The 23,415-nt window shown below is 55.8% G+C and carries 25 protein-coding genes; 11 read left to right on the top strand and 14 right to left on the bottom strand.

The window, feature by feature from the left end; translation table 11 throughout:
• Window positions 1-2: 2 nt before the first annotated feature.
• The 3 genes from cyoE to FHN83_RS16795 all read left to right on the top strand — a co-directional run bounded on the left by cyoE (window position 3) and on the right by FHN83_RS16795 (window position 3,119).
• Entirely contained in the window at window positions 3-890 is an 888-nt protein-coding gene (gene cyoE / locus FHN83_RS16805; RefSeq protein ID WP_039032372.1) for a heme o synthase, read from the top strand.
• Between the two features lie 242 nt (window positions 891-1,132).
• A complete protein-coding gene (locus tag FHN83_RS16800; RefSeq protein WP_039032371.1) occupies window positions 1,133-1,465 on the top strand; it encodes a hypothetical protein in 333 nt (110 codons plus the stop codon).
• Between the two features lie 292 nt (window positions 1,466-1,757).
• Complete coding sequence (locus tag FHN83_RS16795) at window positions 1,758-3,119, top strand: MFS transporter (protein ID WP_139564432.1); 1,362 nt, start codon at window positions 1,758-1,760, stop codon at window positions 3,117-3,119.
• A 29-nt stretch (window positions 3,120-3,148) separates the two neighbouring features.
• Here the strand turns inward: FHN83_RS16795 and FHN83_RS16790 are convergent, their stop codons facing one another.
• Window positions 3,149-3,640, bottom strand: coding sequence for a YajQ family cyclic di-GMP-binding protein (locus tag FHN83_RS16790; protein WP_039032369.1), 492 nt, complete (start codon window positions 3,638-3,640; stop codon window positions 3,149-3,151).
• A gap of 129 nt (window positions 3,641-3,769) precedes the next feature.
• Between FHN83_RS16790 and panE the strand changes: the two genes are divergently transcribed.
• Window positions 3,770-4,681 carry a 2-dehydropantoate 2-reductase gene (gene panE, locus FHN83_RS16785; RefSeq protein WP_039032368.1) on the top strand — a complete coding sequence of 304 codons (912 nt, stop codon included), beginning with the start codon at window positions 3,770-3,772 and terminating at the stop codon, window positions 4,679-4,681.
• A complete protein-coding gene (gene yajL, locus FHN83_RS16780; RefSeq protein ID WP_139564431.1) occupies window positions 4,644-5,237 on the top strand; it encodes a protein deglycase YajL in 594 nt (197 codons plus the stop codon). Before panE ends, yajL begins: the two co-directional genes overlap by 38 nt.
• An 83-nt stretch (window positions 5,238-5,320) precedes the next feature.
• On the opposite strand, the gene thiI is transcribed toward yajL, so the two are convergent.
• A complete protein-coding gene (gene thiI, locus FHN83_RS16775; RefSeq protein ID WP_039032429.1) occupies window positions 5,321-6,769 on the bottom strand; it encodes a tRNA uracil 4-sulfurtransferase ThiI in 1,449 nt (482 codons plus the stop codon).
• 189 nt (window positions 6,770-6,958) lie between these two features.
• Here thiI and xseB point away from each other — a divergent pair, with 189 nt between their 5' ends.
• The 4 genes from xseB to FHN83_RS16755 all read left to right on the top strand — a co-directional run bounded on the left by xseB (window position 6,959) and on the right by FHN83_RS16755 (window position 11,028).
• Window positions 6,959-7,201 (top strand): exodeoxyribonuclease VII small subunit, encoded by a 243-nt coding sequence (xseB, locus tag FHN83_RS16770; RefSeq protein ID WP_032616819.1) that lies wholly within the window; start codon window positions 6,959-6,961, stop codon window positions 7,199-7,201.
• Window positions 7,202-8,101 (top strand): (2E,6E)-farnesyl diphosphate synthase, encoded by a 900-nt coding sequence (gene ispA / locus FHN83_RS16765; RefSeq protein ID WP_039032366.1) that lies wholly within the window; start codon window positions 7,202-7,204, stop codon window positions 8,099-8,101.
• Between the two features lie 24 nt (window positions 8,102-8,125).
• Window positions 8,126-9,988, top strand: a complete 1,863-nt coding sequence (gene dxs, locus FHN83_RS16760; protein WP_139564430.1) for a 1-deoxy-D-xylulose-5-phosphate synthase — start codon at window positions 8,126-8,128, stop codon at window positions 9,986-9,988.
• Between the two features lie 65 nt (window positions 9,989-10,053).
• Complete coding sequence (locus tag FHN83_RS16755; RefSeq protein WP_139564429.1) at window positions 10,054-11,028, top strand: aldo/keto reductase; 975 nt, start codon at window positions 10,054-10,056, stop codon at window positions 11,026-11,028.
• A 92-nt stretch (window positions 11,029-11,120) separates the two neighbouring features.
• On the opposite strand, the gene thiL is transcribed toward FHN83_RS16755, so the two are convergent.
• From thiL to nrdR, 5 genes are all read right to left on the bottom strand, one after another.
• Window positions 11,121-12,092 carry a thiamine-phosphate kinase gene (gene thiL / locus FHN83_RS16750; protein WP_039032363.1) on the bottom strand — a complete coding sequence of 324 codons (972 nt, stop codon included), beginning with the start codon at window positions 12,090-12,092 and terminating at the stop codon, window positions 11,121-11,123.
• A 79-nt stretch (window positions 12,093-12,171) separates the two neighbouring features.
• Window positions 12,172-12,591, bottom strand: coding sequence for a transcription antitermination factor NusB (nusB, locus tag FHN83_RS16745; protein ID WP_032616814.1), 420 nt, complete (start codon window positions 12,589-12,591; stop codon window positions 12,172-12,174).
• A gap of 21 nt (window positions 12,592-12,612) precedes the next feature.
• Entirely contained in the window at window positions 12,613-13,083 is a 471-nt protein-coding gene (gene ribE / locus FHN83_RS16740; RefSeq protein WP_039032362.1) for a 6,7-dimethyl-8-ribityllumazine synthase, read from the bottom strand.
• A gap of 90 nt (window positions 13,084-13,173) precedes the next feature.
• Window positions 13,174-14,277, bottom strand: a complete 1,104-nt coding sequence (gene ribD / locus FHN83_RS16735) for a bifunctional diaminohydroxyphosphoribosylaminopyrimidine deaminase/5-amino-6-(5-phosphoribosylamino)uracil reductase RibD (RefSeq protein WP_139564428.1) — start codon at window positions 14,275-14,277, stop codon at window positions 13,174-13,176.
• Window positions 14,278-14,281: 4 nt separating this feature from the next.
• Window positions 14,282-14,731, bottom strand: a complete 450-nt coding sequence (nrdR, locus tag FHN83_RS16730; protein WP_032616812.1) for a transcriptional regulator NrdR — start codon at window positions 14,729-14,731, stop codon at window positions 14,282-14,284.
• Between the two features lie 153 nt (window positions 14,732-14,884).
• Between nrdR and FHN83_RS16720 the strand changes: the two genes are divergently transcribed.
• Both FHN83_RS16720 and FHN83_RS16715 read left to right on the top strand, forming a co-directional pair.
• The gene (locus FHN83_RS16720; protein WP_039032360.1) at window positions 14,885-15,424 is read left to right on the top strand and encodes a DUF3251 domain-containing protein; all 540 of its coding nucleotides are present in this window, start codon (window positions 14,885-14,887) and stop codon (window positions 15,422-15,424) included.
• Window positions 15,425-15,685: 261 nt separating this feature from the next.
• Window positions 15,686-16,570 (top strand): nucleoside-specific channel-forming protein Tsx, encoded by an 885-nt coding sequence (locus FHN83_RS16715; RefSeq protein WP_138370628.1) that lies wholly within the window; start codon window positions 15,686-15,688, stop codon window positions 16,568-16,570.
• 109 nt (window positions 16,571-16,679) lie between these two features.
• Here FHN83_RS16715 and FHN83_RS16710 read toward each other — a convergent pair whose 3' ends face one another.
• The 7 genes from FHN83_RS16710 to queA form a co-directional block, all read right to left on the bottom strand.
• Window positions 16,680-17,360, bottom strand: a complete 681-nt coding sequence (locus FHN83_RS16710) for a helix-turn-helix transcriptional regulator (RefSeq protein WP_039032358.1) — start codon at window positions 17,358-17,360, stop codon at window positions 16,680-16,682.
• A gap of 12 nt (window positions 17,361-17,372) precedes the next feature.
• Window positions 17,373-17,738: a VOC family protein gene (locus tag FHN83_RS16705; RefSeq protein ID WP_138370629.1), complete on the bottom strand. Its 366-nt coding sequence runs from the start codon at window positions 17,736-17,738 to the stop codon at window positions 17,373-17,375.
• 142 nt (window positions 17,739-17,880) lie between these two features.
• Window positions 17,881-18,852, bottom strand: coding sequence for a protein translocase subunit SecF (gene secF / locus FHN83_RS16700; protein ID WP_039032356.1), 972 nt, complete (start codon window positions 18,850-18,852; stop codon window positions 17,881-17,883).
• Window positions 18,853-18,862: 10 nt separating this feature from the next.
• Window positions 18,863-20,710 carry a protein translocase subunit SecD gene (gene secD / locus FHN83_RS16695; protein ID WP_072036752.1) on the bottom strand — a complete coding sequence of 616 codons (1,848 nt, stop codon included), beginning with the start codon at window positions 20,708-20,710 and terminating at the stop codon, window positions 18,863-18,865.
• Between the two features lie 25 nt (window positions 20,711-20,735).
• A complete protein-coding gene (gene yajC / locus FHN83_RS16690) occupies window positions 20,736-21,068 on the bottom strand; it encodes a preprotein translocase subunit YajC (RefSeq protein WP_032616800.1) in 333 nt (110 codons plus the stop codon).
• A gap of 22 nt (window positions 21,069-21,090) precedes the next feature.
• Window positions 21,091-22,218, bottom strand: a complete 1,128-nt coding sequence (gene tgt, locus FHN83_RS16685) for a tRNA guanosine(34) transglycosylase Tgt (protein WP_139564427.1) — start codon at window positions 22,216-22,218, stop codon at window positions 21,091-21,093.
• Window positions 22,219-22,273: 55 nt separating this feature from the next.
• Window positions 22,274-23,344, bottom strand: a complete 1,071-nt coding sequence (gene queA, locus FHN83_RS16680) for a tRNA preQ1(34) S-adenosylmethionine ribosyltransferase-isomerase QueA (protein WP_139564426.1) — start codon at window positions 23,342-23,344, stop codon at window positions 22,274-22,276.
• Window positions 23,345-23,415 lie beyond the last annotated feature (71 nt).

The following is a 23,415-nucleotide window of genomic DNA, read 5'->3' as shown; positions in this document are numbered from 1 at the left end:
GTATGTTTAAGCAATACCTGCAAGTAACAAAACCAGGCATCATCTTTGGCAACCTGATTTCGGTGATCGGAGGGTTCCTGCTGGCTTCTAAAGGCAGCATCGACTACACCCTCTTTATCTACACGCTGATTGGGGTGTCACTGGTTGTTGCGTCCGGTTGTGTATTTAACAACTACATCGACATGGATATCGACAGGAAGATGGAAAGGACCAAGAATCGGGTGCTGGTAAAAGGCCTGATGTCCCCTGCCGTCTCGCTGGTGTACGCCACCTTGCTGGGTATTGCTGGCTTTATGCTGCTGTGGTTCGGCGCCAACCCTCTGGCCTGCTGGCTGGGGGTGATGGGTTTCGTAGTGTATGTGGGCGTCTACAGCCTGTATATGAAGCGTCACTCCGTCTACGGTACGCTGATTGGTTCTCTCTCCGGCGCTGCGCCGCCGGTGATTGGCTACTGCGCGGTCACCAACGAGTTCGACAGCGGTGCGCTCATCCTGCTGGCTATCTTTAGCCTGTGGCAGATGCCGCACTCCTACGCCATTGCGATTTTCCGCTTCAAGGATTATCAGGCAGCGAACATTCCGGTTCTGCCGGTGGTGAAAGGCATCTCAGTCGCCAAGAACCATATCACGCTCTACATCATTGCGTTTGCGGTTGCTACCCTGATGCTGTCGCTGGGCGGTTACGCTGGATATAAATATCTGGTGGTTGCTGCCGCGGTGAGCGTCTGGTGGCTCGGTATGGCGCTGCGGGGTTATAAAGTGGAAGACGATAAAGTCTGGGCGCGCAAACTGTTTGTGTTCTCGATTGTCGCTATCACTTCCCTCTCGGTAATGATGTCCGTCGATTTTATGGTGCCTGACTCTGGTAATCTACTGACTTACGTCTGGTGATGTCGTCAGACTGAGTGACTCAACAGCCCGCCACCTTATGGTCGCGGGCTGTTTTTTTTATTTTATATTGAAAATAAATTAATATCCCACCAAAAATCACCATTAAATATTAATCAAGTTAAAAAAAGAGCATGTAAACCACTTAATGTAAATTTCCCTGTCTTATTTGCATTTCAGAATGGTAACCTTGGGCCGTGAGTAATTTTCTCACTTACCCATTTTCATTTAATAAGGAAATATGAATGAAAGAATTATCAATGAATGAAATGCATTATATCTCCGGTGGTTTTAATCTGATCGGCGCCGCAAGCGGTTTCCTGAATTTTACCGTTAACTCCGGCTTTGGCTTTGGCTCCTTCGCCCTGACTTCAGGCGAGGCTTTTGCTAACTTCGTGATTGACAGCACTGTTTCGTTTGGTAAGTTCGTCGCAGGCGAATCTAACTGGCAAACCTTCGTAGATAGCGGTTCAAATAACTGGGGCGCTTTTGTTCAAACGGCAGGTAACAGCTGGTCATCTTTCGTAAATAACGCGGCATCAGACTGGAATAGTTTCCTTGTCAGCGCTAGCGCGTAAACCGTAATAAGTTCAGGGTCGGGATAGTTCTATAATTATCCTGACCCTGCAAATGGCTTATATAATTACTGGTAGTTTTATTAATTCTCACTCATATATCCAATTTCTATTGTAAAAATCTCTGCTGAATAATTAGATTCCGCACTTTCACCTGCCTTAGATAGCAACCATAACGCTACTATATGTTTAATCGCACAAGTCATTAACTATAGAAATAATTGTTTATCATCACTCTGTTTACCCCACACCGCTCTCAGACTACACTGGACGCGCTTTTCAGACAGAGGTGGTAATGAACGATTATAAAATGACGCCAGGCGAGCTTCGTGCCACCTGGGGTTTGGGGACGGTTTTTTCGCTGCGTATGCTCGGCATGTTTATGGTCCTGCCGGTACTGACGACATACGGCATGGCGTTACAGGGAGCAAGCGAGGCGCTGATTGGTCTTGCCATCGGTATTTACGGCCTGGCGCAGGCGATATTCCAGATCCCCTTCGGCCTGCTCTCCGATCGCGTGGGTCGCAAACCGTTAATCGTCGGCGGGCTGCTGGTCTTCGTCGCCGGTAGCGTGATAGCCGCCCTCTCCCACTCCATCTGGGGAATTATTCTCGGCCGTGCGTTGCAGGGCTCCGGCGCCATTGCCGCCGCCGTGATGGCGCTACTCTCCGATCTGACCCGCGAACAGAACCGCACCAAGGCGATGGCCTTTATTGGCGTCAGCTTCGGCGTGACCTTTGCCATCGCGATGGTGCTGGGGCCGATCGTTACCCATGCACTTGGGCTCCACGCTTTGTTCTGGATGATCGCCGTGCTGGCGACCGTCGGTATCGCCCTGACGATCTGGGTGGTGCCGGACAGCAAAAACCATGTGCTGAACCGTGAATCGGGGATGGTTAAAGGCTGCTTCAGCAAAGTGCTGGTTGAGCCGCGCCTGCTCAAGCTCAACTTTGGCATCATGTGTCTGCATATTCTGCTGATGTCCACCTTTGTCGCCCTGCCCGGCCAGCTCGCCGCGGCCGGTTTCCCGGCGGCCGAGCACTGGAAAATCTACCTGGTCACCATGCTCATCTCGTTTGTCTCCGTGGTGCCATTTATTATCTATGCCGAAGTGAAGCGCCGGATGAAGCGCGTCTTCATTTCCTGCGTCGCCCTGTTGTTGATTGCGGAAATCGTATTGTGGGGCTCAGGCCCGCACTTCTGGGAGCTGGTTGCCGGCGTACAACTCTTCTTCCTGGCCTTCAACCTGATGGAAGCCCTGCTGCCGTCGCTGATCAGCAAAGAGTCGCCGGCAGGCTATAAAGGCACGGCAATGGGGATCTACTCCACCAGCCAGTTTATCGGCGTGGCTATCGGCGGAGCGCTGGGCGGCTGGGTCGATGGAGTGTTTGATTCTCAGACCGTTTTCCTGGCGGGTGCGCTGCTGTCAACGCTTTGGTTACTGGTCGCCAGTACCATGAAAGAGCCGCGGTACGTCAGCAGTCTGCGGGTGGAAATTCCGCAGGACATTGAGGTGGACGATCGGTTAAAACAGCGTCTTGAAGCAAAAGAGGGTGTCAGTGAGGTATTATTGGTGCCGGAAGAGCGCAGTTTGTATGTCAAAATCGACAGTAAAATAACTAACCGCTTCGAAGTTGAGCAGGCGCTGAAAGCCTGAAAAAAAGCCCGGCTCTGCCGGGCTTTTTCTTAATCGCGGAAGTTTTTGAACTGGAACGGCTGGCCGAGATTGCCGCCACGCACCAGCGCCATCACGCCCTGCAGATCGTCGCGGGATTTCCCGGTAACGCGGATCTCTTCGCCCTGGATTTGCGCCTGTACCTTCAGCTTGCTGTCTTTGATGAGCTTAACGATTTTCTTCTGCGTCGCGCTCTCAATACCCTGCTTCAGTTTGGCTTCAACAAACCAGGTTTTCCCGCTGTGAACGAAGGTTTCCGGCACGTCAAGGGAGGTCCCTTCGATACCACGCTTCAGCAGCTTGGCACGCAGAATGTCCAGCAGCTGCGTTACCTGGAAATCAGATTCGCTCAGTATCTTAATGGTCTTATTCGCGTCGTTCAGCTCAAATGAGGCCTCAACGCCACGAAAATCGAAGCGAGATTCAACCTCGCGGCTGGCGTTGTCCACGCCGTTACGTACTTCCTGGATATCAACTTCGGAAACAATATCGAAAGATGGCATCTTTTCTTCTCCCTTCACTTTTGTTGCGTTGCATAATACCCGCTACGGGGCATAACTCAACAGAAGCTTAGTTGTCGACGCTATACTAAATGCTGTAACACCTGGCGCAGTTGCAGGTGAGGAGGAACGATGAAAATTACCGTGCTCGGATGCGGAGCATTGGGACAACTTTGGCTCACCGCACTTTGCAAACATGGGCATGAAGTACAGGGCTGGCTGCGCGTGCCACAGCCCTATTGCAGTGTAAACCTGATTGAAGAAGACGGGAGTATCTTTAACGAATCTCTTACCGCTAACGATCCTGATTTTCTCGCGAAAAGCGATCTGCTGCTGGTCACCCTGAAAGCCTGGCAGGTTTCCGATGCCGTCCGGGCGCTGGCAACCACCCTCCCCCGCACCTCACCGATTATGTTACTGCACAACGGCATGGGCACCATTGAAGAGCTCAGACACATACCCCAGCCGCTACTGATGGCGATCACCACCCACGCTGCCCGCCGTGATGGCAACGTGATTGTTCATGTCGCCAGCGGTATGACCCACATCGGCCCTGCCAGAGCCCAGGAGGGCGACTACAGTTATCTGGCGGATCGCTTCCAGCAGGTGCTGCCGGATGTCGCCTGGCACGATAACATTCGTCCGCAGATGTGGCGCAAGCTGGCGGTAAATTGTGTGATCAACCCGCTCACCGCCCTGCTGAACTGCCCGAACGGCGAGCTGAAAAATCATCCAGAGGAAGTGGCGACGCTGTGCGCCGAAGTGGCTGCGGTGGTAGAACGGGAAGGCATTCACACGTCGGAAGAGGATATCCGCTACTACGTTGAAGAGGTCATTGAGAGCACCGCGCATAATATCTCCTCAATGCTGCAGGACATCCGCGCGCTGCGCCATACCGAAATTGACTATATCACCGGCTACCTGCTAAAACGCGCCCGGGCGCACGGTATTAGCGTGCCGGAAAATGTCCATCTGTATGAACAGGTTAAACGTAAGGAGAGTGAGTATGAGCGCGTCGGCACTGGTATGCCTCGCCCCTGGTAGCGAAGAGACCGAAGCGGTTACCACCATCGATCTGCTGGTTCGCGCCGGGATTAGCGTCACGACGGCGAGCGTCGCCAGCGATGGCAACCTGGTTATTACCTGCTCGCGTGGGGTGAAGATCGTGGCAGATGCGCCGCTGGTGGAGGTCGCCGACGGTGATTACGACGCGATCGTCCTGCCGGGTGGCCTGAAAGGCGCGGAGTGTTTCCGCGACAGCCCGCTGCTGGTCGAGACTGTCAGGCAGTTCCACCATTCCGGGCGAATCGTTGCGGCCATCTGCGCGGCAGCGGCCACGGTGCTGGTGCCGCATAACATCTTCCCCATCGGCAATATGACCGGTTTCCCGACCCTCAAGGATAAAATCCCTGAAGAGCAGTGGGTGGACAAACGTATGGTCTGGGATCCGCGCGTGAACCTGTTAACCAGCCAGGGGCCGGGCACGTCGATTGATTTTGCGCTGAAGATTATCGAACTGCTGGTTGGGCGAAAAAAAGCGTATGAAGTCGCGTCGTCCCTGGTGATGGCGGCAGGCATTTATAACTATTACGAAGCGTAGGAATTGCCCGGCGGCGCTACGCTTGCCGGGCCTACGCGATTTATGTAGGCCGGGTAAGGCGTAGCCGCCACCCGGCTTAACAACTACGGACGATACACCTTCACATTGGTGAAACCCTGCTCGCGCAGATAGAGCGCCTGCAGGCGGCTCATCACCCCGCGCTCACACCACAGCAGATAGGTTTTGCTCTTGTCGAGATCGCCAAATTTGGTGCTCAGCTTGTAGAACGGCAGCGAGGCCACTTCCACACCCTCCGGCTCAAACGGCTTCGCGTCCTGCTCATCGACGGAGCGAATGTCCAGCAGCACGTCATTCGGGCCGAAACCGTTAACGGTCTCTACCTCGACCACTTCCTGCTCGGTCTGCTGGGCGATTTCGCGGATATCAATGTTAGAGGCTTCCTCCACCACTTTATCCAGAATGGAGAAATCGAAGTTCTCCTCTTCCGCTTCGATCTTCGCCTTCACCGCTTTAACCGTCGGGCTTTTAGAGATCACGCCGCAGTATTCCGGCATGGTGCGGGCAAAGTCTTCGGTGCCGATTTCACGCGCCAGGTCGATGATGTGCTCTTTATCGTGAGAGATCAGCGGACGCAAGATCAGCGTGTCGGATACGTTGTCGATAAGACGCAGGTTGGTCAGGGTCTGGCTGGAAACCTGACCCAGCGCTTCGCCGGTAACCAGCGCCTGCACGCCATAACGCTCAGCCACTTTCGACGCCGCGCGCACCATCATGCGCTTCAGCACCACGCCCATCTGACCGTCGTCCACTTTTTCGAGGATTTCACCAACCACCGGTTCGAAGTTAATGGCAACAAAACGCACGCGGTGGGAGCTGCCGAAGCGGTTCCAGAGGTAGTGCGCAACCTGACGCACGCCAATTTCATGCGCAGCGCCGCCGAGGTTAAAGAAGCAGTAGTGCACGCGGCAGCCGCGACGCATCAGCATATAGCTGGAAACGCCGGAGTCGAAACCGCCGGAAATGAGCGACAGCACGTCTTCCTGGGTGCCAATCGGGAAACCGCCGATCCCTTCGTAGCGGCCTTTCACCAGCAGCAGACGGTCGTTTTCGATCTCCAGATTAACGGTCACTTCCGGGTTGGTCAGACGCACGCGCGCGGACTCAACGTGCTGGTTCAGACCACCGCCGACGTAACGTTCTACTTCAATGGAGCTAAACTCATGTTTACCGCGACGCTTGGCGCGCACGCAGAAGGTTTTGCCCTCGATCTGGTCGCGATACTGGGCCAGCGCCTGTTCAAAAATGTCGTGCAGGGAAGTGAACGGGACATCTTCCACTTCCAGAATATGGTGGATCCCGGGGATTCGGGTTAAAGCATCACGAATGTCCAGGCGCTTGTTTTCATCTTTAGCGCGGACTTCGACGTGATCCCAGTGACGCACGACGGCGAGGGTCTCGTCGTAATGCTTCAGAACGTTACGAATGTTCCCGGTTAAAATTTTAATAAAGCGCAAACGCACAGATTGGCTTTTGATGGTGATTTCAGGGAACAATTTAATGATAAACTTCATGGCGGCAATGTTTCTTTGGCAAGCATTTAAGCTTGTAATGGAAAAGTAAGCAGCCCACATCCGCGGCTGCATCCAGGCGCGCAAGTATACCACCATCGCGCGCCTCCTGTGCACATTGCGCGTTATTTGATAATTACCCTGAGTCCGATACCATATCAGGGATAAAAAACAGAGAGTCAGATATTCACTATGCCGAAGAAAAACGATGCACCTGCCAGTTTCGAAACTGCGCTGAGTGAACTGGAGCAAATCGTTACCCGTCTGGAAAGCGGCGATCTGCCGTTAGAAGAGGCGCTTAATGAATTCGAACGCGGCGTACAGCTGGCGCGCCAGGGCCAGGTTAAGCTGCAACAGGCGGAACAGCGCGTGCAGATCCTGCTTTCCGATAACGAAGACGCTGCCACAACCCCCTTCACCCCGGATGCCGAGTAGATGGATTTTTCGAACCAGCTTCAGGCGTGCGTCGAGCGTGCTAACGACGCACTGCGCCGTTTTATAGAACCCCAGCCTTTTCAGAACACTCCACTGGTTGAGGCCATGCACTATGGCGCACTGTTAGGCGGTAAACGCCTGCGTCCTTTTCTGGTGTATGCCACCGGCGGGATGTTCGGTATCAGCGCTGATACGCTGGATGCCCCGGCCGCTGCGGTCGAATGTATCCACGCCTATTCGCTGATCCATGACGATCTGCCGGCCATGGACGACGACGACCTGCGCCGCGGCCAGCCGACCTGCCATATTAAGTTTGGCGAAGCGAACGCTATTCTGGCAGGCGACGCCCTGCAAACGCTGGCGTTTTCGATTCTGAGCGATGCACCTATGGTTGAAGTGGCGGATCGCGACCGTCTGGCGATGGTTTCCGAGCTGGCGATGGCCAGCGGCGTCGCGGGCATGTGCGGCGGTCAGGCGCTGGATCTGGAGGCGGAAGGTCGTCAGGTTAATCTGGAACAGCTGGAGCGTATTCACCGTCACAAGACCGGGGCGCTGATCCGCGCAGCCGTTCGTCTGGGGGCGCTGAGCGCGGGTGAGCGAGGACGTAAAGCCCTGCCCGTTCTGGATCGTTATGCCGAAAGTATCGGTTTAGCCTTCCAGGTTCAGGATGACATTCTGGATGTCGTGGGCGATACTGCAACATTGGGTAAACGTCAGGGTGCCGATCAGCAGCTTGGCAAAAGTACCTATCCCGCCCTTCTGGGCCTTGAGCAAGCCCAACAAAAAGCCCGGGACCTGATTGCTGAAGCCCGCCAGTCGCTCGAACAACTGGCCGCGCAGTCACTGGACACCTCGGCACTGGAAGCGCTAGCGGACTATATAATCCAGCGTGATAAATAACGAAAACACCACGATGAGTCTCTGATGAGTTTTGATATTGCCAAATACCCGACACTGGCGTTGGTTGACTCCACCCAGGAGTTACGTCTGTTGCCGAAAGAGAGCCTGCCGAAGCTGTGCGACGAGCTGCGTCGCTATCTGCTCGACAGCGTAAGCCGCTCCAGCGGCCATTTCGCCTCCGGGCTTGGCACGGTGGAGCTCACCGTGGCGCTGCATTATGTCTACAACACCCCGTTCGATCAGCTGATCTGGGACGTGGGTCATCAGGCTTATCCACACAAAATTCTCACCGGCCGTCGCGATAAAATTGGCACGATTCGCCAGAAAGGCGGCCTGCATCCGTTCCCGTGGCGGGGCGAAAGCGAGTACGACGTGCTGAGCGTTGGGCACTCCTCCACCTCGATTTCCGCCGGGATCGGGGTAGCCGTCGCGGCTGCCAAAGAGGGCAAACAGCGCCGCACCGTCTGCGTGATTGGCGATGGCGCAATCACCGCCGGGATGGCCTTTGAGGCGATGAACCACGCGGGCGATATCAAGCCGGATATGCTGGTGGTCCTCAATGACAACGAGATGTCGATTTCCGAAAACGTCGGGGCGCTGAACAATCACCTGGCAAATCTGCTCTCCGGCAAGCTGTACTCCAGCCTGCGTGAAGGCGGCAAAAAAGTGCTTTCCGGCGTGCCGCCAATCAAAGAGCTGTTGCGTCGCACCGAAGAGCACATTAAAGGCATGGTGGTTCCCGGCACGCTGTTTGAAGAGCTGGGCTTTAACTACATCGGCCCGGTAGATGGCCACGACGTTCTGGGCCTGGTCAGCACGCTGAAAAACATGCGCGATCTGAAAGGCCCGCAGTTCCTGCACATCATGACCAAAAAAGGTCGTGGCTACGGACCGGCAGAAAAAGATCCGATCACCTTCCACGCGGTACCGAAGTTCGACCCAACCAGCGGCTGTCTGCCGAAAAGCAGCGGCGGCATGCCGAGCTACTCAAAAATCTTCGGCGACTGGCTGTGTGAAACCGCCGCCAAAGACAGCAAGCTGATGGCCGTGACCCCGGCGATGCGTGAAGGCTCCGGCATGGTCGAGTTTTCCAGAAAGTATCCGACCCAGTATTTTGATGTCGCTATCGCCGAACAACATGCGGTGACCTTTGCTGCGGGCCTGGCGATTGGCGGCTACAAGCCGGTGGTGGCGATCTACTCCACCTTCCTGCAACGCGCCTACGACCAGGTTATCCACGACGTCGCGATCCAGAAACTGCCGGTGCTGTTCGCCATTGACCGTGCGGGCATTGTCGGCGCCGACGGCCAGACGCACCAGGGGGCGTTCGATCTCTCTTATCTGCGCTGTATCCCGGATATGGTGGTCATGACCCCGAGCGACGAAAACGAATGCCGTCAGATGCTGTTCACCGGTTACCACTATCAGGATGGCCCGACCGCCGTACGTTATCCGCGCGGTAACGCCGTGGGTGTTACCCTCGAGCCGCTGGCGAAACTGCCGATTGGCAAAGGCGTGGTCAAACGTCGTGGCGAAAAGCTGGCGATCCTCAACTTCGGTACGCTGATGCCGGAAGCGGCAAAAGTGGCGGAATCCCTGAACGCGACGCTGGTAGATATGCGTTTTGTGAAACCGCTCGATGAAGCGCTGATTCTGGAGATGGCATCAGAGCATGAAGCGCTGATCACCCTCGAAGAGAATGCGATTATGGGTGGCGCAGGCAGCGGCGTGAACGAAGTGCTAATGGCGAAACGCAAAGTCGTGCCGGTGCTGAACCTCGGCCTGCCGGACCACTTTATTCCGCAGGGTACCCAGGATGAAGCCCGCGCCGAAATCGGCCTGGATGCTGCTGGTATCGAAGCGCGCATCGCCGCCTGGCTGGCATAATCCCTCCCCTTTCCGCTCCTGCTATGCTTAACGGTACGTTTTAAGTAATCAGCAGGAGTGGAACCATGCAATACAATACATTAGGAAGAACCGATCTTAAGGTTTCCCGTCTTTGCCTGGGCTGTATGACCTTTGGCGAACCGGACCGGGGTAAGCACGCCTGGACGCTGCCGGAAGAGAGCAGCCGTCCGATTATCAAACACGCCCTTGAAGGCGGCATTAACTTCTTTGATACCGCTAACAGCTATTCCGACGGCAGCAGCGAAGAGATCGTCGGCCGGGCGCTACGCGAATTTGCCCGCCGCGAGGACGTGGTGGTCGCCACCAAGGTTTACCATCAGACGGGGGATCTGTCGGAAGGTCTCTCCCGGGCGCAGATCCTGCGCTCCATTGACGACAGCCTGCGTCGCCTGAATATGGATTATGTCGATCTGCTGCAGATCCACCGCTGGGATTACAACACCCCGATTGAAGAGACTCTGGAAGCGCTGAACGACGTAGTCAGAGCAGGCAAAGCGCGCTATATCGGCGCCTCATCGATGCATGCCGCCCAGTTTGCCGAAGCGCTGGCGCTGCAGGAACAACACGGCTGGGCGCCGTTTGTCACCATGCAGGATCACTACAATCTGATCTACCGCGAAGAAGAGCGCGAGATGTTGCCCCTGTGCTACCAGCACGGCGTGGCGGTGATCCCGTGGAGTCCGCTGGCGCGCGGGCGTTTGACCCGTCCGTGGGGCGAAACCACGGCCCGCTCGGTGTCCGACGAGTTTGGCAAGACGCTGTATGACGAAACCGAAGCCAACAACGCACAGATCGCCGAGCGTTTAACGGGTGTTGCCGAGGATCTCGGAGTGACGCGCGCCCAGGTGGCGCTGGCGTGGGTGCTGAGCAAAAGGGGAGTGGCAGCGCCGATTATCGGCGCTTCGCGCGAAGAGCAACTGGATGAGCTGATCAACGCCGTGGATATCACTCTGACGCCGGAGCAGATTGCCGAGCTGGAGACGCCGTACAAAGAGCATCCGGTAGTTGGGTTTAAGTAATAAAAAAGCCGGGTGGCGGCTTCGCCTTACCCGGCCTACAAATTTGCACTCACCGTAGGCCGAGTAAGCGCAGCGCCACCCGGCAACACAGGTCAAGCGAAGTGATCGTACCCTTTCCAGTCGAGCGTCACCGGCTCGCCGTTCTGCACAAACTGCAGCCCTTCGCTTTCCGGCATGATCTGCCCGATACAGGTGTACCGCGCCCCCAGATTGGCTAACGCCACATCCAGCGTTCCGCGATTAAGCTCAGGAACGGTAAAGCACAGCTCATAATCTTCGCCGCCGGAGAGCGCCCAGCGTAAGGCGCGCTCTGGCTCGACATGCCTGCGCATCGCCTCTGAGAGCGGGAATTCGTTCAGATCGACTCGCGCGCCAACGCCGCTGGCCTTGAGGATATGCCCGAGATCGGAGATCAGGCCATCCGACAGATCGATGGCAGCGCTGGCGCGATCGCGCAGCGCCTGCCCCTGCAAAATACGCGGCGTCGGGCGCAGATGACGTTGCAGGAAATAGGCCGCGTCATCGTCGTTTTCCACCACGAATTGCTTCTGCAAAATGGCCAGTCCTGCCGCGCTATCGCCCGGCGTACCGGTCACGTAGATCCAGTCGCCGGGCTTCGCGCCAGAGCGTTTCAGCGCGCGCCCTGCCGGCACGTAGCCGTGGATCGCCAGCGTCATCGACAGCGGTCCGGCGGTGGTATCGCCACCGATCAACTGCATATCGTAGTAGTTAAGCTGTTCAAACAGCGCGTCGCTGAAGGCCTCAAGCCAGCTTTCATCGACCTTCGGCAGGGTCAGCGCGAGGGTTAACCACGCCGGATCGGCTCCCATTGCCGCCAGATCGCTCAGGTTCACCGCCAGCGCTTTATACGCCAGATCGGCAGGATCGATATCCGGCAGAAAATGGTGGCCGCACACTAACGTGTCGGTGCTGATTGCCAGCGTCTGTTTATCGGGAATATTGAGAAGTGCACAGTCGTCGCCGATGCCGGTTTCCACATCGCGACGCGAGCTTCTGACTCGGTCAAAATAACGGGCAATCAGGGAAAATTCGCCGCATGCCATACGTTATGCCTCAGCAAAGAAAATAAAAAAACCGGAGCCCGCACCGCCCGATGGGCAGTACGACACTCCGGCTTGCGGATCACTTTTTACGGGGACGGATCGCAGGTGCAGCTTTATCCAGCACGCCATTCACAAACTTGTGGCTGTCTTCAGCACCGAAGGTTTTCGCCAGTTCGATCGCTTCGTTGATGGCCACTTTGTACGGCACATCGTCACGTTTAGACAGCTCAAAGAGTGCGATACGCAGCACCGCTTTTTCAACCTGGCCCAGTTCTTCGAGCAGACGGGACAGGTACGGCTTCATCAGACCGTCGAGATACGCGCTATTAGTCGCCACTCCCGACAGCAGTTCACGGAAGTACACGACGTCAACGTCTTTGACGTCTTGTTCCGCCAGGAACTGGTATTCAACATCAGCGATGTCGTTCTGGGACAACTGCCAGGAGTAAAGTGCCTGAACGGCACATTCACGGGCGCGGCGACGAGCAGCAGGTTTCACGGAATTCCCCTTACAAAAAAATCAGGCCTTGATGGCTTTCAATACATTGATCATTTCAAGCGCGGTCAGTGCAGCTTCTGCACCTTTGTTACCGGCTTTGGTGCCAGCACGTTCGATGGCTTGTTCAATACTTTCAGTGGTGAGTACGCCGAACGCGACAGGAATTTCTGCATCCTGAGCCACGTGCGCCAGACCGTTGCTTGCGCCACCCGCAACATATTCAAAGTGCGCGGTACCGCCACGAATCACCGTACCCAGCGCAATTACCGCATCGTACTTGCCGGTTTTCGCCAGTGCGCCCGCTGCCAGTGGCAGTTCGTAAGCACCCGGAACCCAGACAACGGTAATGTTTTCGTCTTTCACCTGGCCGATACGTTTCAGGGCGTCAATCGCGCCATCCAGCAGGCTGTCGTTGATGAAGTTGTTGAAACGCGCAATGGTGATGGCGACGCGAGCGTCCGGGGTAGCAACGGCTGCTTCAATAATGTTCATACTCTTCCTTAACGGGTTCATTTGGTGGCCCCGCAGGGGGGCGGATTTTATCATAATATTTTGCGCACTGCTTCCCTATTTAGGCAAGCCTTACGCGGTGGTCAGGTGGAGGCAGACATCCGGTCCAACCGGACGTATCTCGCTGAAGTTAAATGCCGGTGCATCCGCCAGTTTTTCCAGCCCGGGCAAGGTGCATAAGCCGCGGGCGTCGCTGCCTAACAGTTTAGGTGCCAGATAGACGATCAGCTCATCCACCAGCCCGGCCTGCAACAGCGCGCCGGCAAGCGTCGGGCCAGCTTCAACCCAGATACTGTTGATCTGCTGTTTGCCCAGCAGCATCATCAGCACCACGAGATCGAGATGCCCGTTATGCTCAGGCACCATAATGCTGCGCACGCCTTCCGGCCAGCTGCGGTCATCCTGCTGGGTGCGGGCAAACCAGGTTTCACCCGGCTGCTGCACAATGCGATGCGCAGGGGTGACGCTGTTCTGCCGGTCGACCACAATGCGCAGCGGCTGGCGTAAATTCTCCTGCGGATAGAGCGCCTGGGTATCAGCGTTCAGCTCATCCCAGCGCACGGTCAGGGCAGGATCGTCCGCCAGCACGGTAGCACTGCTGGTGAGAATAGCATGGCTTTGCGCGCGCAGACGTTGCACATCGCGCCTTGCCTGCGGCGACGTGATCCACTGGCTTTCGCCGCTGGCCATTGCCGTGCGGCCATCCAGCGACGCGCCGAGTTTCAGCTGCACGTAAGGAAAACCGGTCCGCATCCGCTTGAGGAAGCCTTTGTTCAGACGTTCGGCTTCACTCATCATCAGGCCGTGGCTGACGTCGATTCCGGCCTCCTGAAGGCGGTAAAGACCGCGACCGGCTACCTGAGGATTAGGATCCTGCATTGCCGCCACCACCCGTGAAACGCCCGCAGCGATAAGGGCATCGCAGCACGGCGGGGTGCGGCCATGATGGCTGCAGGGCTCCAGCGTGACATAGGCGGTTGCGCCCCGCGCCTTCTCTTCTGCCATGCGCAACGCGTGCACTTCGGCATGCGGCTCGCCAGCGCGATAGTGAAAACCTTCCCCGACGATCTCGCCATCTTTCACAATGACGCAGCCGACATTCGGATTGGGATGGGTGGTAAACCGCCCGCGCTGCGCCAGCTTCAGCGCTCGCGCCATGTAAATCTCATCCTGCATGGGCTTAATCCTGTAGGCGGGCGATCTCTTCGCCGAACTCTTTGATGTCTTCGAAACTGCGGTAAACGGAGGCAAAGCGGATATAGGCCACTTTATCGAGCTTTTTAAGCTGCTCCATCACCAGGTTGCCGATCATTTTACTCGGCACTTCGCGTTCGCCGGTGGCGCGCAGCTGGGTTTTGATGTGGTTAAGCGCCATTTCAACGTCATCTGCACTCACTGGCCGTTTTTCCAGTGCCTTGAGCATCCCGCTACGCAGTTTCTCTTCGTTGAACGGTTCGCGAACGTCGTTACTTTTCACCACGCGCGGCATCACCAGCTCTGCCACTTCAAAGGTCGTAAAACGTTCATTACACACCAGGCACTGCCGACGGCGGCGCACGGACGAGCCCTCTCCCACGAGTCGGGAGTCGATTACTTTGGTATCCACGGCGAGACAGAATGGGCAATGCATACGGTGTCCTGACTATCGGGTTGACTGAACTCTATTTTACCCCGAACTGGCCCCACAACAAAGAAGGAGCGTTTTTGAGATAAAGGATCTATACGAATGGCAGCCTGGTTGACTACCCTTAGCAGAATCCGATAATTCAGGGAAATAATTGCCATGACAAGACGTTACCTGAGGATCCTGCTGGTGGGAAGCCTCTTTAGCCTCAGCGCCTGCGCGCAGCAAAGCGAAGTTCGTCAGATGAACCAGAGCATCAGTTCGCTGAATACGACCATGAACAAGCTCAACCAGGAAACCGTCAAAATCACCCAGCAGAACGCGCTGAACGCCAAATCGACCAGCGGCGTCTATCTGCTTCCGGGCTCGAATACGCCAGCCCGGCTGAACAGCCAGATTGGTACGCTGAAGATGTCGATGGTCAACGTCGCGCCAAATGCCGACGGCACCCGCGCCACGCTGCGCATTCAGGGGGAGTCCAACGACCCGCTGCCGGCTTTCAGCGCCACCGTGGAGTGGGGCCAGATTCAGGGCACCACCGACAGCTTCCAGGAACAGAACGTGCAGACCCAGCTGATTAACGCCCCTGCCAGCGTGCTGGCACCGAGCGATGTCGACATTCCGCTACAGTTAAACGGCATGACGCCGGATCAGCTCGGCTTTATCCGCATTCACGATATTCAGCCCGTCCAGCAATAATCCCCCAGCGGAACGTGTTTCGCGTTCCGCTCTCCTCTGAAGTGTAAACATTGGCAACAAAGATGTTTGCCATTACAATCCGCTTCGTCAAAAATACGCAAACGTGAACGCAATCGATTACGTATGTGAGAGAACTGTGAAACAACACATATTTTTGTGAGCAAGGATTCCTATAATAGGCTCCCAGAAACACGAAATATTTAGAAACGCAATTCGCGCCTTTTTCACTCCCGTAAGGGATTTCAAATCAGTGGCATCATTATGAAAAAAACATTACTGGCAGCCGGTGCAGCGCTGGCCCTCTCTTCTACTTTTACTGTGCAGGCAGCAGAAAACGACAAACCAGAGTACGTTTCCGACTGGTGGCACCAGAGCGTTAACGTCGTCGGCAGCTATCACACCCGTTTTGGACCACAGATCCGTAACGATACCTACCTGGAATACGAAGCCTTTGCCAAGAAAGACTGGTTTGATTTCTATGGTTACATGGATGCGCCGGTCTTCTTCGGTGGTAACACTGACGCGAAAGGTATCTGGAACCACGGTTCCCCACTGTTCATGGAGATTGAACCGCGCTTCTCTATCGACAAGCTGACCGGCACCAGCCTGGCGTTTGGTCCGTTTAAAGAGTGGTACTTCGCGAACAACTACATCTACGACATGGGCCGCAACAAGTCCGGTCGTCAGAGCACCTGGTATATGGGTCTGGGTACCGACATCGACACCGGTCTGCCGATGAGCCTGTCCATGAACGTTTATGCCAAATACCAGTGGCAGAACTACGGCGCAGCGAACGAAAACGAGTGGGATGGCTACCGTTTCAAAGTGAAATACTTTGTGCCGATCACCCAGCTGTGGGGCGGCAACCTGAGCTACATCGGCTTCACCAACTTTGACTGGGGTTCAGACCTGGGCGACAACGACTTCCGTGACCTGAACGGTAAGAAAGCGCGTACCAACGACTCTATCGCGTCCAGCCACATTCTGGCCCTGAACTACGATCACTGGCACTACTCTGTTGTTGCCCGTTACTGGCACAACGGTGGTCAGTGGAACGACGACGCAAGCCTGAACTTCGGCGACGGTGACTTCAGCGTTCGCTCTACCGGCTGGGGTGGTTACCTGGTTGTGGGTTATAACTTCTAACCTGGTGGTTGGTGCCGGGTGGCGGCTACGCCTTACCCGGCCTACAAACCTGTAGGCCCGTGCAAGCGTAGCGCCGCCGGGCAAAAAAGCCAGCTCAAGAGCTGGCTTTTTATTGCTTCACTTTCCTGAGAAAATCCGCCAACGACCTGTCCGCGCTTTCGCTAAACCGCCTGTCCGTCATTGTGATATTCAGACACCTGTCGAGCCGGAAACAGCGATAGTCATCGCGCCGTTCGCACCAGGCCGCCAGCAGCCAGTGCTCTCCCCAGAAGAACAACCCCAGCGGCTGCACCTCGCGGGAAGAGAGCTGTCCGGCTTCATCCCGATAATGCAGCGCCAGCACCCTCTGGGCCGATATCGCCTGATGAATCAGATCGAAACCGCTGCGGGAGTGGTTCTGCATGGCAATATCCGGGGCATAGATGCGCGTCTGCTCGGCCTTGCGGCGGCTCTCCTCCGGCAGGATCGCCAGCACTTTCTCCTGCGCCGACTCCAGCTCGCGCGACAGCGACTCCCCGCCCCAGGTTTTGAGCAGGCGGATCGCCACCATCAGCGCTTCCGATTCCCGGTTGGTCAGCATCAGCGGCGGCAGGTCGAAACCCGACATCAACCGGTAGCCGCTCCCCGCCTCCCCTTCCACCGGCACGCCGGAGAGCGACAGATCCCGGATATCGCGGTAGACCGTGCGTTCAGACACGCCCAGCCTGTCCGCCAGATGCGCTGCCGTTGTCAGACGCCTGCCGCGCAGGATCTGCACAATCTGAAACAGGCGGTCAGCGCGTCGGGTCATAGATTCTCCGGATCAGGCGGGTTGATGAAGACCGACGCGGTTGCCCTCGCTGTCGGTAAAGAGCGCAATGGTGCCAATACCGTGCGGCAGCTCCAGCGGGCCGAACACGCAGGCACCACCGGCGGACGAAACGCGATCCAGTGTGGCCGCCAGATTGTCAGTATGCAGATAGATAATAGCGCCCTGCTGCGACGGTGTAATGCCATCAAATTTCGCCAGCGCGCCGCCGGTAGCCGGATCGTCATGAGGGAAAACAGCCAGCTCAGCGCAGTCCATTTTCTCGCGTCTCAGCGACACCTGCATCACCGGCTCGTAAAATTTGATGGCGCGATCCATCTCAGCAACCGGAATTTCAAACCAGTTAATCACACTTTTCATACATCCTCCTGCCTGTTGTTTGGGGTCAGAAGGAGTCTACGCCAGGGCTCCTGACAGCATACTGTCAGGAGTGTTTGTCAGGAGCAGGCAAAAAAAATCCCGGCCATAAGACCGGGATTTTGCTGACGTAACAGCATTTCCGTTACGGCAGGATGGACGGTTGATCCGCGCCCTCTTTTTCCACTTTCTGCTGGAGCAGGTGCTCGCGCTTCATGCCCAGTTTCAACGCCAGCGCGGACGCGACGTAGATGGAAGAGGCCGTACCGATGGAGACACCGATCAGCATGGTCAGCGAGAAGCCTTCCAGAATCGGACCGCCGAAGAGATACAGCATCAGGATCACCATCAGGGTAGTCCCGGAGGTAATCAAGGTACGGTGCAGCGTCTGGGTCAACGACACGTTAAAGATTTCGTACGGCGTACCGCGACGGATCTTACGGAAGTTTTCACGGATACGGTCCGATACCACGATACTGTCGTTCAGAGAGTAACCGATAACCGACATCAACGAGGCCACAATGGTCAGGTCGATCTCGATATGGAACAGCGACAGAACGCCCATGGTGATTACCACGTCGTGCGCCAGGGCGATTACCACCCCGGCAGCCAGACGCCACTCAAAGCGGAAACCGACATAGGTCAGGATACAGAGCAGCGCCACCAGCAGTGCCATCGCACCGGTCTGGGCCAGATCCGCACCGACGCTCGGGCCAACGAATTCAATACGTTTTACCGTTGCATTCTGGCTGGTCGTTTCATTAACCACCTGTACAACCTTGCTGCCCAGCTCCTGGCTGCCGTTGGCATCCTTCACTGGCGGCATGCGCACCATGATGTCGCGGCTGCTGCCGAAGTTCTGCAGCAGCGGCTCTTCAAAGCCCGCTTTCTCAAGCGAGATACGCATCTGGTCCATGTCGACCGGTTTTTCCAGGGTGATCTCAATCACCGTACCGCCGGTGAAATCAAGACCCCAGTTGAAGCCTTTCACGCCAATAATGGCGAGGGACAGGATCAGCAGAAAACCTGAAATGCCGAAGGCCCAGTAGTCCCAGCGCATAAAGTCCCAGACTTTACGGCCGTAGTTCAATTGTTCAACAGTATATTCCTGTGCCACAACGCACTCCTCAGATAGACAGCTTTTTAACGCGCTTGCCGCCGTACAGCAGGTTCACGATGGCACGGGTGCCGACAATAGCGGTAAACATTGACGTTGCCACACCGATACCGGTGGTGATAGCAAAGCCCTTGATCGCGCCAGTACCCACTGCATACAGGATAAGAACCTTAATCAGTGTTGTTACGTTCGCATCGAAGATGGAGCTGAATGCGCCACGGTAGCCTTCATCAATCGCCTGTTGGACTGAGCGACCGTTGCTGAGCTCTTCTTTGATACGTTCGTTAATCAGTACGTTGGCATCCACCGCAACCGCAAGGGTTAAGACGATACCCGCAATGCCTGGCATGGTCAGCGTCGCCCCTGGTATCAGGGACATAATGCCGATAATCAGCACCAGGTTGGCAATCAGCGCCGACGTCGCAATCAGACCAAACTTCTTATAGAAGAAGACCATGAAGATGATGGAGATCGCCAGGCCGGCCAGACAGGCTTCCAGACCCTGAGTGATGTTCTGCATACCCAGCGTTGGACCGATGGTACGCTCTTCAACAATCTGAATCGGCGCAATCAGCGCACCGGCACGCAGCAGCAGCGAGAGCTGGCGGGCTTCGTTCGGGTTGCTGATACCGGTGATACGGAAGCTGTTACCCAGACGAGACTGGATATTGGCGATGTTAATCACCTCTTCCTCTTTCACCAGCACGGAACGACCGTTGGCATCTTTCTTACCGCTGTCTTTGTACTCCACGAACAGGGTCGCCATCGGTTTGCCGATGTTGTCCTTGGTGAAGTTAGACATGATGTTACCACCCGCGCTATCCAGCGAGATGTTAACCTGCGGCTGGTTGTATTCGTCCTGGCTGGAGGTCGAGTCAGTGATGTGGTCACCGGTCAGGATCACGCGTTTGTACATGACAACCGGCTGGCCTTCACGGGTCTGTTTCACCTCTGAGTCGCCCGGCACGCGGCCAGAGGCAACAGCAGACTGATCGACGTTGGTGTTCACCAGACGGAATTCCAGCGTCGCGGTTGCGCCCAGAATCTCTTTCGCACGCGCGGTATCCTGGATACCCGGCAGTTCAACCACGATACGGTCAGCACCCTGACGCTGTACCAGCGGTTCAGCTACGCCGAGTTGGTTAACACGGTTACGCAGGATGTTGATGTTCTGCTGAACCGCGTATTCACGCGCTTCTTTCAGACGCACATCGGTCATCACCGCACGCAGCTGGTTGCTACCCTGAGAAGAGAGCACCAGATCGCGGTGACGCTGGGTCAGGTAATCCATCGCCTGGTCGCGGGCGTTGCTGTCGCGAAACGCGATGCTCATCCCGTAGTTATCTTCCTTACGCACGGTGGTGTAAGGGATGCCTTTATCGCGCAGATCGCTGCGCAGGCTATCAATGTTTTGTTCCTGAAGTTTTCCGAGTGCGGTTTCCATATCCACTTCCATCAGGAAGTGAACGCCACCACGCAGGTCGAGACCGAGTTTCATCGGCTCAGCGTTAATAGCAGCTAACCAACGCGGAGTTGCAGGAGCAAGGTTCAACGCCACGACATATTTATCACCCATCACGCCCATCAGCGCTTCACGAGCGCGGAGCTGCGTGTCGGTGGAGTCGAAGCGAGCAAGAATTGCGCCCTCTTCCAGTGCCACAGACTTAGCGGTAATTTTTTCTTCTTGTAACGTTTTCTGGACCTGGATCAGCGTTTGCTCACTGGCGGCGACGCCGCGCGCGCCAGTGATTTGAACAGCCGGATCCTCACCATACAGGTTGGGAAGCGCATACAGCAGGCCGACGACAATGACGACGACCAGCATGATGTACTTCCACAAAGGATAACGGTTTAACACGGCAGTTCCCTTTGGGAAAAGTTAATTACAGCGCTTTCATGGTGCCTTTCGGCAGAACGGCAGCAACGAAGTCACGTTTGATAACCACTTCAGTGGTATCGTTCAGTGCGATGACGATGTAGCCGTTATCAGCAACTTTGCTCACACGACCAACCAGACCACCGTTAGTCAGCACTTCATCGCCTTTCGCGATGGAGTCCATCAGCTTTTTGTGCTCTTTGGTGCGCTTCTGCTGTGGACGCAGGATCATGAAATAGAAGATCAGACCGAACACCACCAGCATCAGAATCAGAGACATCGGGCTGCCCTGCGCCGGTGCACCTGTTGCCGCTACCGCATCAGAAATAAAAAAGCTCATTAAAATTCCCTCATTAAATAAATTAATCAACGTTCAAAGGTGGGACATCCCGACCCTGACGTTGGTAAAAATCGGTCACGAAGCTCTCTAATTTACCTTCTTCAATAGCCTTGCGTAAACCAGCCATTAAGCGCTGGTAATAGCGAAGGTTATGAATCGTGTTGAGACGCGCGCCTAATATTTCATTACAACGATCAAGATGATGCAAATAGGCACGAGAATAATTGCGACAGGTATAGCAATCGCACTCGGCATCGAGCGGGCTGGTGTCGCTTTTATACTTCGCATTACGGATTTTTACCACGCCGTCGGTCACGAACAGGTGGCCATTACGGGCGTTGCGGGTCGGCATAACGCAGTCGAACATATCAATGCCGCGACGCACGCCTTCAACCAGGTCTTCTGGCTTACCGACGCCCATCAGGTATCGAGGTTTATCTGTTGGAATTTGCGGGCAAACATGCTCCAGAATACGGTGCATATCTTCCTTCGGCTCTCCCACAGCCAGACCGCCGACAGCGTAGCCATCAAAACCTATCTCTACCAGACCTTTAACAGAGATATCGCGTAAATCTTCGTAAACGCTTCCCTGAATAATGCCGAACAGCGCATTTTTGTTCTGCAGAGAGTCAAAACGGTCGCGGCTGCGCTTCGCCCAACGCAGCGACATCTCCATCGAGCGCTTGGCGTAGTCCCAGTCCGCCGGGTATGGCGTACATTCGTCGAAGATCATTACGATGTCGGAACCGAGATCGTACTGAATCTCCATCGATTTTTCTGGATCGAGGAAAATCGGGTCGCCGTTGATCGGGTTGCGGAAATGCACGCCCTTTTCGGTGATCTTACGGATATCGCCGAGGCTGAAGACCTGGAAGCCGCCGGAGTCGGTCAGGATTGGGCCTTTCCACTGCATAAAGTCATGCAGATCGCCGTGCAGCTTCATCACTTCCTGGCCCGGGCGCAGCCACAGGTGGAAGGTGTTGCCGAGGATAATTTGCGCGCCTGTGGCTTCGACTTCTTCCGGCGTCATCCCTTTTACGGTGCCGTAAGTGCCCACAGGCATAAAGGCTGGCGTTTCGACTACGCCGCGATCGAACACCAGACGGCCACGGCGAGCGCGACCGTCGGTGGTATCAAGTTCAAATTTCATTCTTATTCCTCTGTGCCAGAAAAACAGTCCAACACATTATTCTGCTGTCGCGGACTTATTCCCCGACACGCTCATTCAAAGCCTGCGGATTGTACGTGATAAACATCGCGTCACCGTAACTAAAAAAGCGATATTTTTGTTCTACCGCAGCCTTGTAGGCATTCATGGTGTTTTGATAACCAGCAAAGGCCGATACCAGCATGATCAGGGTTGACTCCGGCAGGTGGAAATTGGTCACCAGGGCGTCGATCACCTGATATTGATAACCCGGGTAGATGAAGATTTGAGTATCGCCGAAGAACGGCTCGATCAGGTCATTTTTGGCGGCCTGCGCGGCGCTTTCCAGCGAGCGAACCGACGTTGTACCAACGGCAATGACGCGGTTACCGCGCGCTTTCGCCGCCATCACTGCATCGACAACCCCCTGCGGTACTTCGGCATATTCGGAGTGCATGATGTGGTCTTCAATGCTGTCAACGCGCACCGGCTGGAAGGTTCCCGCGCCGACGTGCAGCGTCACAAAGGCCATCTCAATGCCCTTCGCACGCAGTTTTTCCAGCAGAGGTTCATCAAAGTGCAGGCCCGCCGTCGGCGCCGCTACGGCACCCGGCTTCTGGCTGTAGACGGTCTGATATAGCTCGCGGTCAGCCTCTTCATCCGGACGTTCAATGTACGGCGGCAGCGGCATGTGGCCGATAGCGTTAAGGATATCCAGCACCGTGCGCTCGTCGTTAAACTCGACTTCAAACAGCGCATCGTGGCGCGCAGTCATGGTCGCTTTAATGCTCTCGTCATCGCCCAGCAGCAGCTCCGCGCCCGGCTTAGGGGCTTTGGAAGCGCGAATATGTGCCAGAATACGTTTATCATCGAGCATTCTTTCGACCAGCACTTCAATCTTGCCGCCGCTGGCTTTGCGGCCGAACAGACGGGCCGGGATCACGCGGGTGTTGTTGAACACCAGCAGGTCGCCCGGGTTGAGCTTGTCGAGCAGATCGGTGAAAGTACCGTGCGTCAGCGCCCCCGTCGGCCCATCCAGCGACAATAAGCGGCAGCTACTGCGCTCAGGCATAGGATAGTGGGCAATCAGGGACTCGGGTAAATCAAAGGAGAAATCGGCGACGCGCATGGCATATACTCGTGACTTAAAAACAGGCGGCTTAGTCTAGTGCTCACACCTCTTTGCTGCAACAACTAGCC

Origin of the sequence: Leclercia adecarboxylata, assembly GCF_006171285.1 — a bacterium.
GTDB lineage: Bacteria > Pseudomonadota > Gammaproteobacteria > Enterobacterales > Enterobacteriaceae > Enterobacter > Enterobacter barmai.
This window is presented reverse-complemented; position numbering and strand designations above follow the sequence as displayed.

Bases quoted from the DNA above. Each gene is read 5' to 3' on its own strand.
- FHN83_RS16790 (WP_039032369.1), bottom strand. From the start codon at position 3,640: ATGCCATCTTTCGATATTGTTTCCGAAGTTGATATCCAGGAAGTACGT.
- nrdR (WP_032616812.1), bottom strand. From the start codon at position 14,731: ATGCATTGCCCATTCTGTCTCGCCGTGGATACCAAAGTAATCGACTCC.
- ribE (WP_039032362.1), bottom strand. From the start codon at position 13,083: ATGAACATTATTGAAGCAGCCGTTGCTACCCCGGACGCTCGCGTCGCC.
- tgt (WP_139564427.1), bottom strand. From the start codon at position 22,218: ATGAAATTTGAACTTGATACCACCGACGGTCGCGCTCGCCGTGGCCGT.
- FHN83_RS16710 (WP_039032358.1), bottom strand. From the start codon at position 17,360: ATGACCCGACGCGCTGACCGCCTGTTTCAGATTGTGCAGATCCTGCGC.
- ispA (WP_039032366.1), top strand. From the start codon at position 7,202: ATGGATTTTTCGAACCAGCTTCAGGCGTGCGTCGAGCGTGCTAACGAC.
- FHN83_RS16795 (WP_139564432.1), top strand. From the start codon at position 1,758: ATGAACGATTATAAAATGACGCCAGGCGAGCTTCGTGCCACCTGGGGT.
- queA (WP_139564426.1), bottom strand. From the start codon at position 23,344: ATGCGCGTCGCCGATTTCTCCTTTGATTTACCCGAGTCCCTGATTGCC.
- FHN83_RS16720 (WP_039032360.1), top strand. From the start codon at position 14,885: ATGACAAGACGTTACCTGAGGATCCTGCTGGTGGGAAGCCTCTTTAGC.
- ribD (WP_139564428.1), bottom strand. From the start codon at position 14,277: ATGCAGGATGAGATTTACATGGCGCGAGCGCTGAAGCTGGCGCAGCGC.
- yajL (WP_139564431.1), top strand. From the start codon at position 4,644: ATGAGCGCGTCGGCACTGGTATGCCTCGCCCCTGGTAGCGAAGAGACC.
- FHN83_RS16755 (WP_139564429.1), top strand. From the start codon at position 10,054: ATGCAATACAATACATTAGGAAGAACCGATCTTAAGGTTTCCCGTCTT.
- FHN83_RS16705 (WP_138370629.1), bottom strand. From the start codon at position 17,738: ATGAAAAGTGTGATTAACTGGTTTGAAATTCCGGTTGCTGAGATGGAT.
- dxs (WP_139564430.1), top strand. From the start codon at position 8,126: ATGAGTTTTGATATTGCCAAATACCCGACACTGGCGTTGGTTGACTCC.
- thiI (WP_039032429.1), bottom strand. From the start codon at position 6,769: ATGAAGTTTATCATTAAATTGTTCCCTGAAATCACCATCAAAAGCCAA.
- FHN83_RS16800 (WP_039032371.1), top strand. From the start codon at position 1,133: ATGAAAGAATTATCAATGAATGAAATGCATTATATCTCCGGTGGTTTT.
- thiL (WP_039032363.1), bottom strand. From the start codon at position 12,092: ATGGCATGCGGCGAATTTTCCCTGATTGCCCGTTATTTTGACCGAGTC.
- FHN83_RS16715 (WP_138370628.1), top strand. From the start codon at position 15,686: ATGAAAAAAACATTACTGGCAGCCGGTGCAGCGCTGGCCCTCTCTTCT.
- yajC (WP_032616800.1), bottom strand. From the start codon at position 21,068: ATGAGCTTTTTTATTTCTGATGCGGTAGCGGCAACAGGTGCACCGGCG.
- panE (WP_039032368.1), top strand. From the start codon at position 3,770: ATGAAAATTACCGTGCTCGGATGCGGAGCATTGGGACAACTTTGGCTC.
- cyoE (WP_039032372.1), top strand. From the start codon at position 3: ATGTTTAAGCAATACCTGCAAGTAACAAAACCAGGCATCATCTTTGGC.
- xseB (WP_032616819.1), top strand. From the start codon at position 6,959: ATGCCGAAGAAAAACGATGCACCTGCCAGTTTCGAAACTGCGCTGAGT.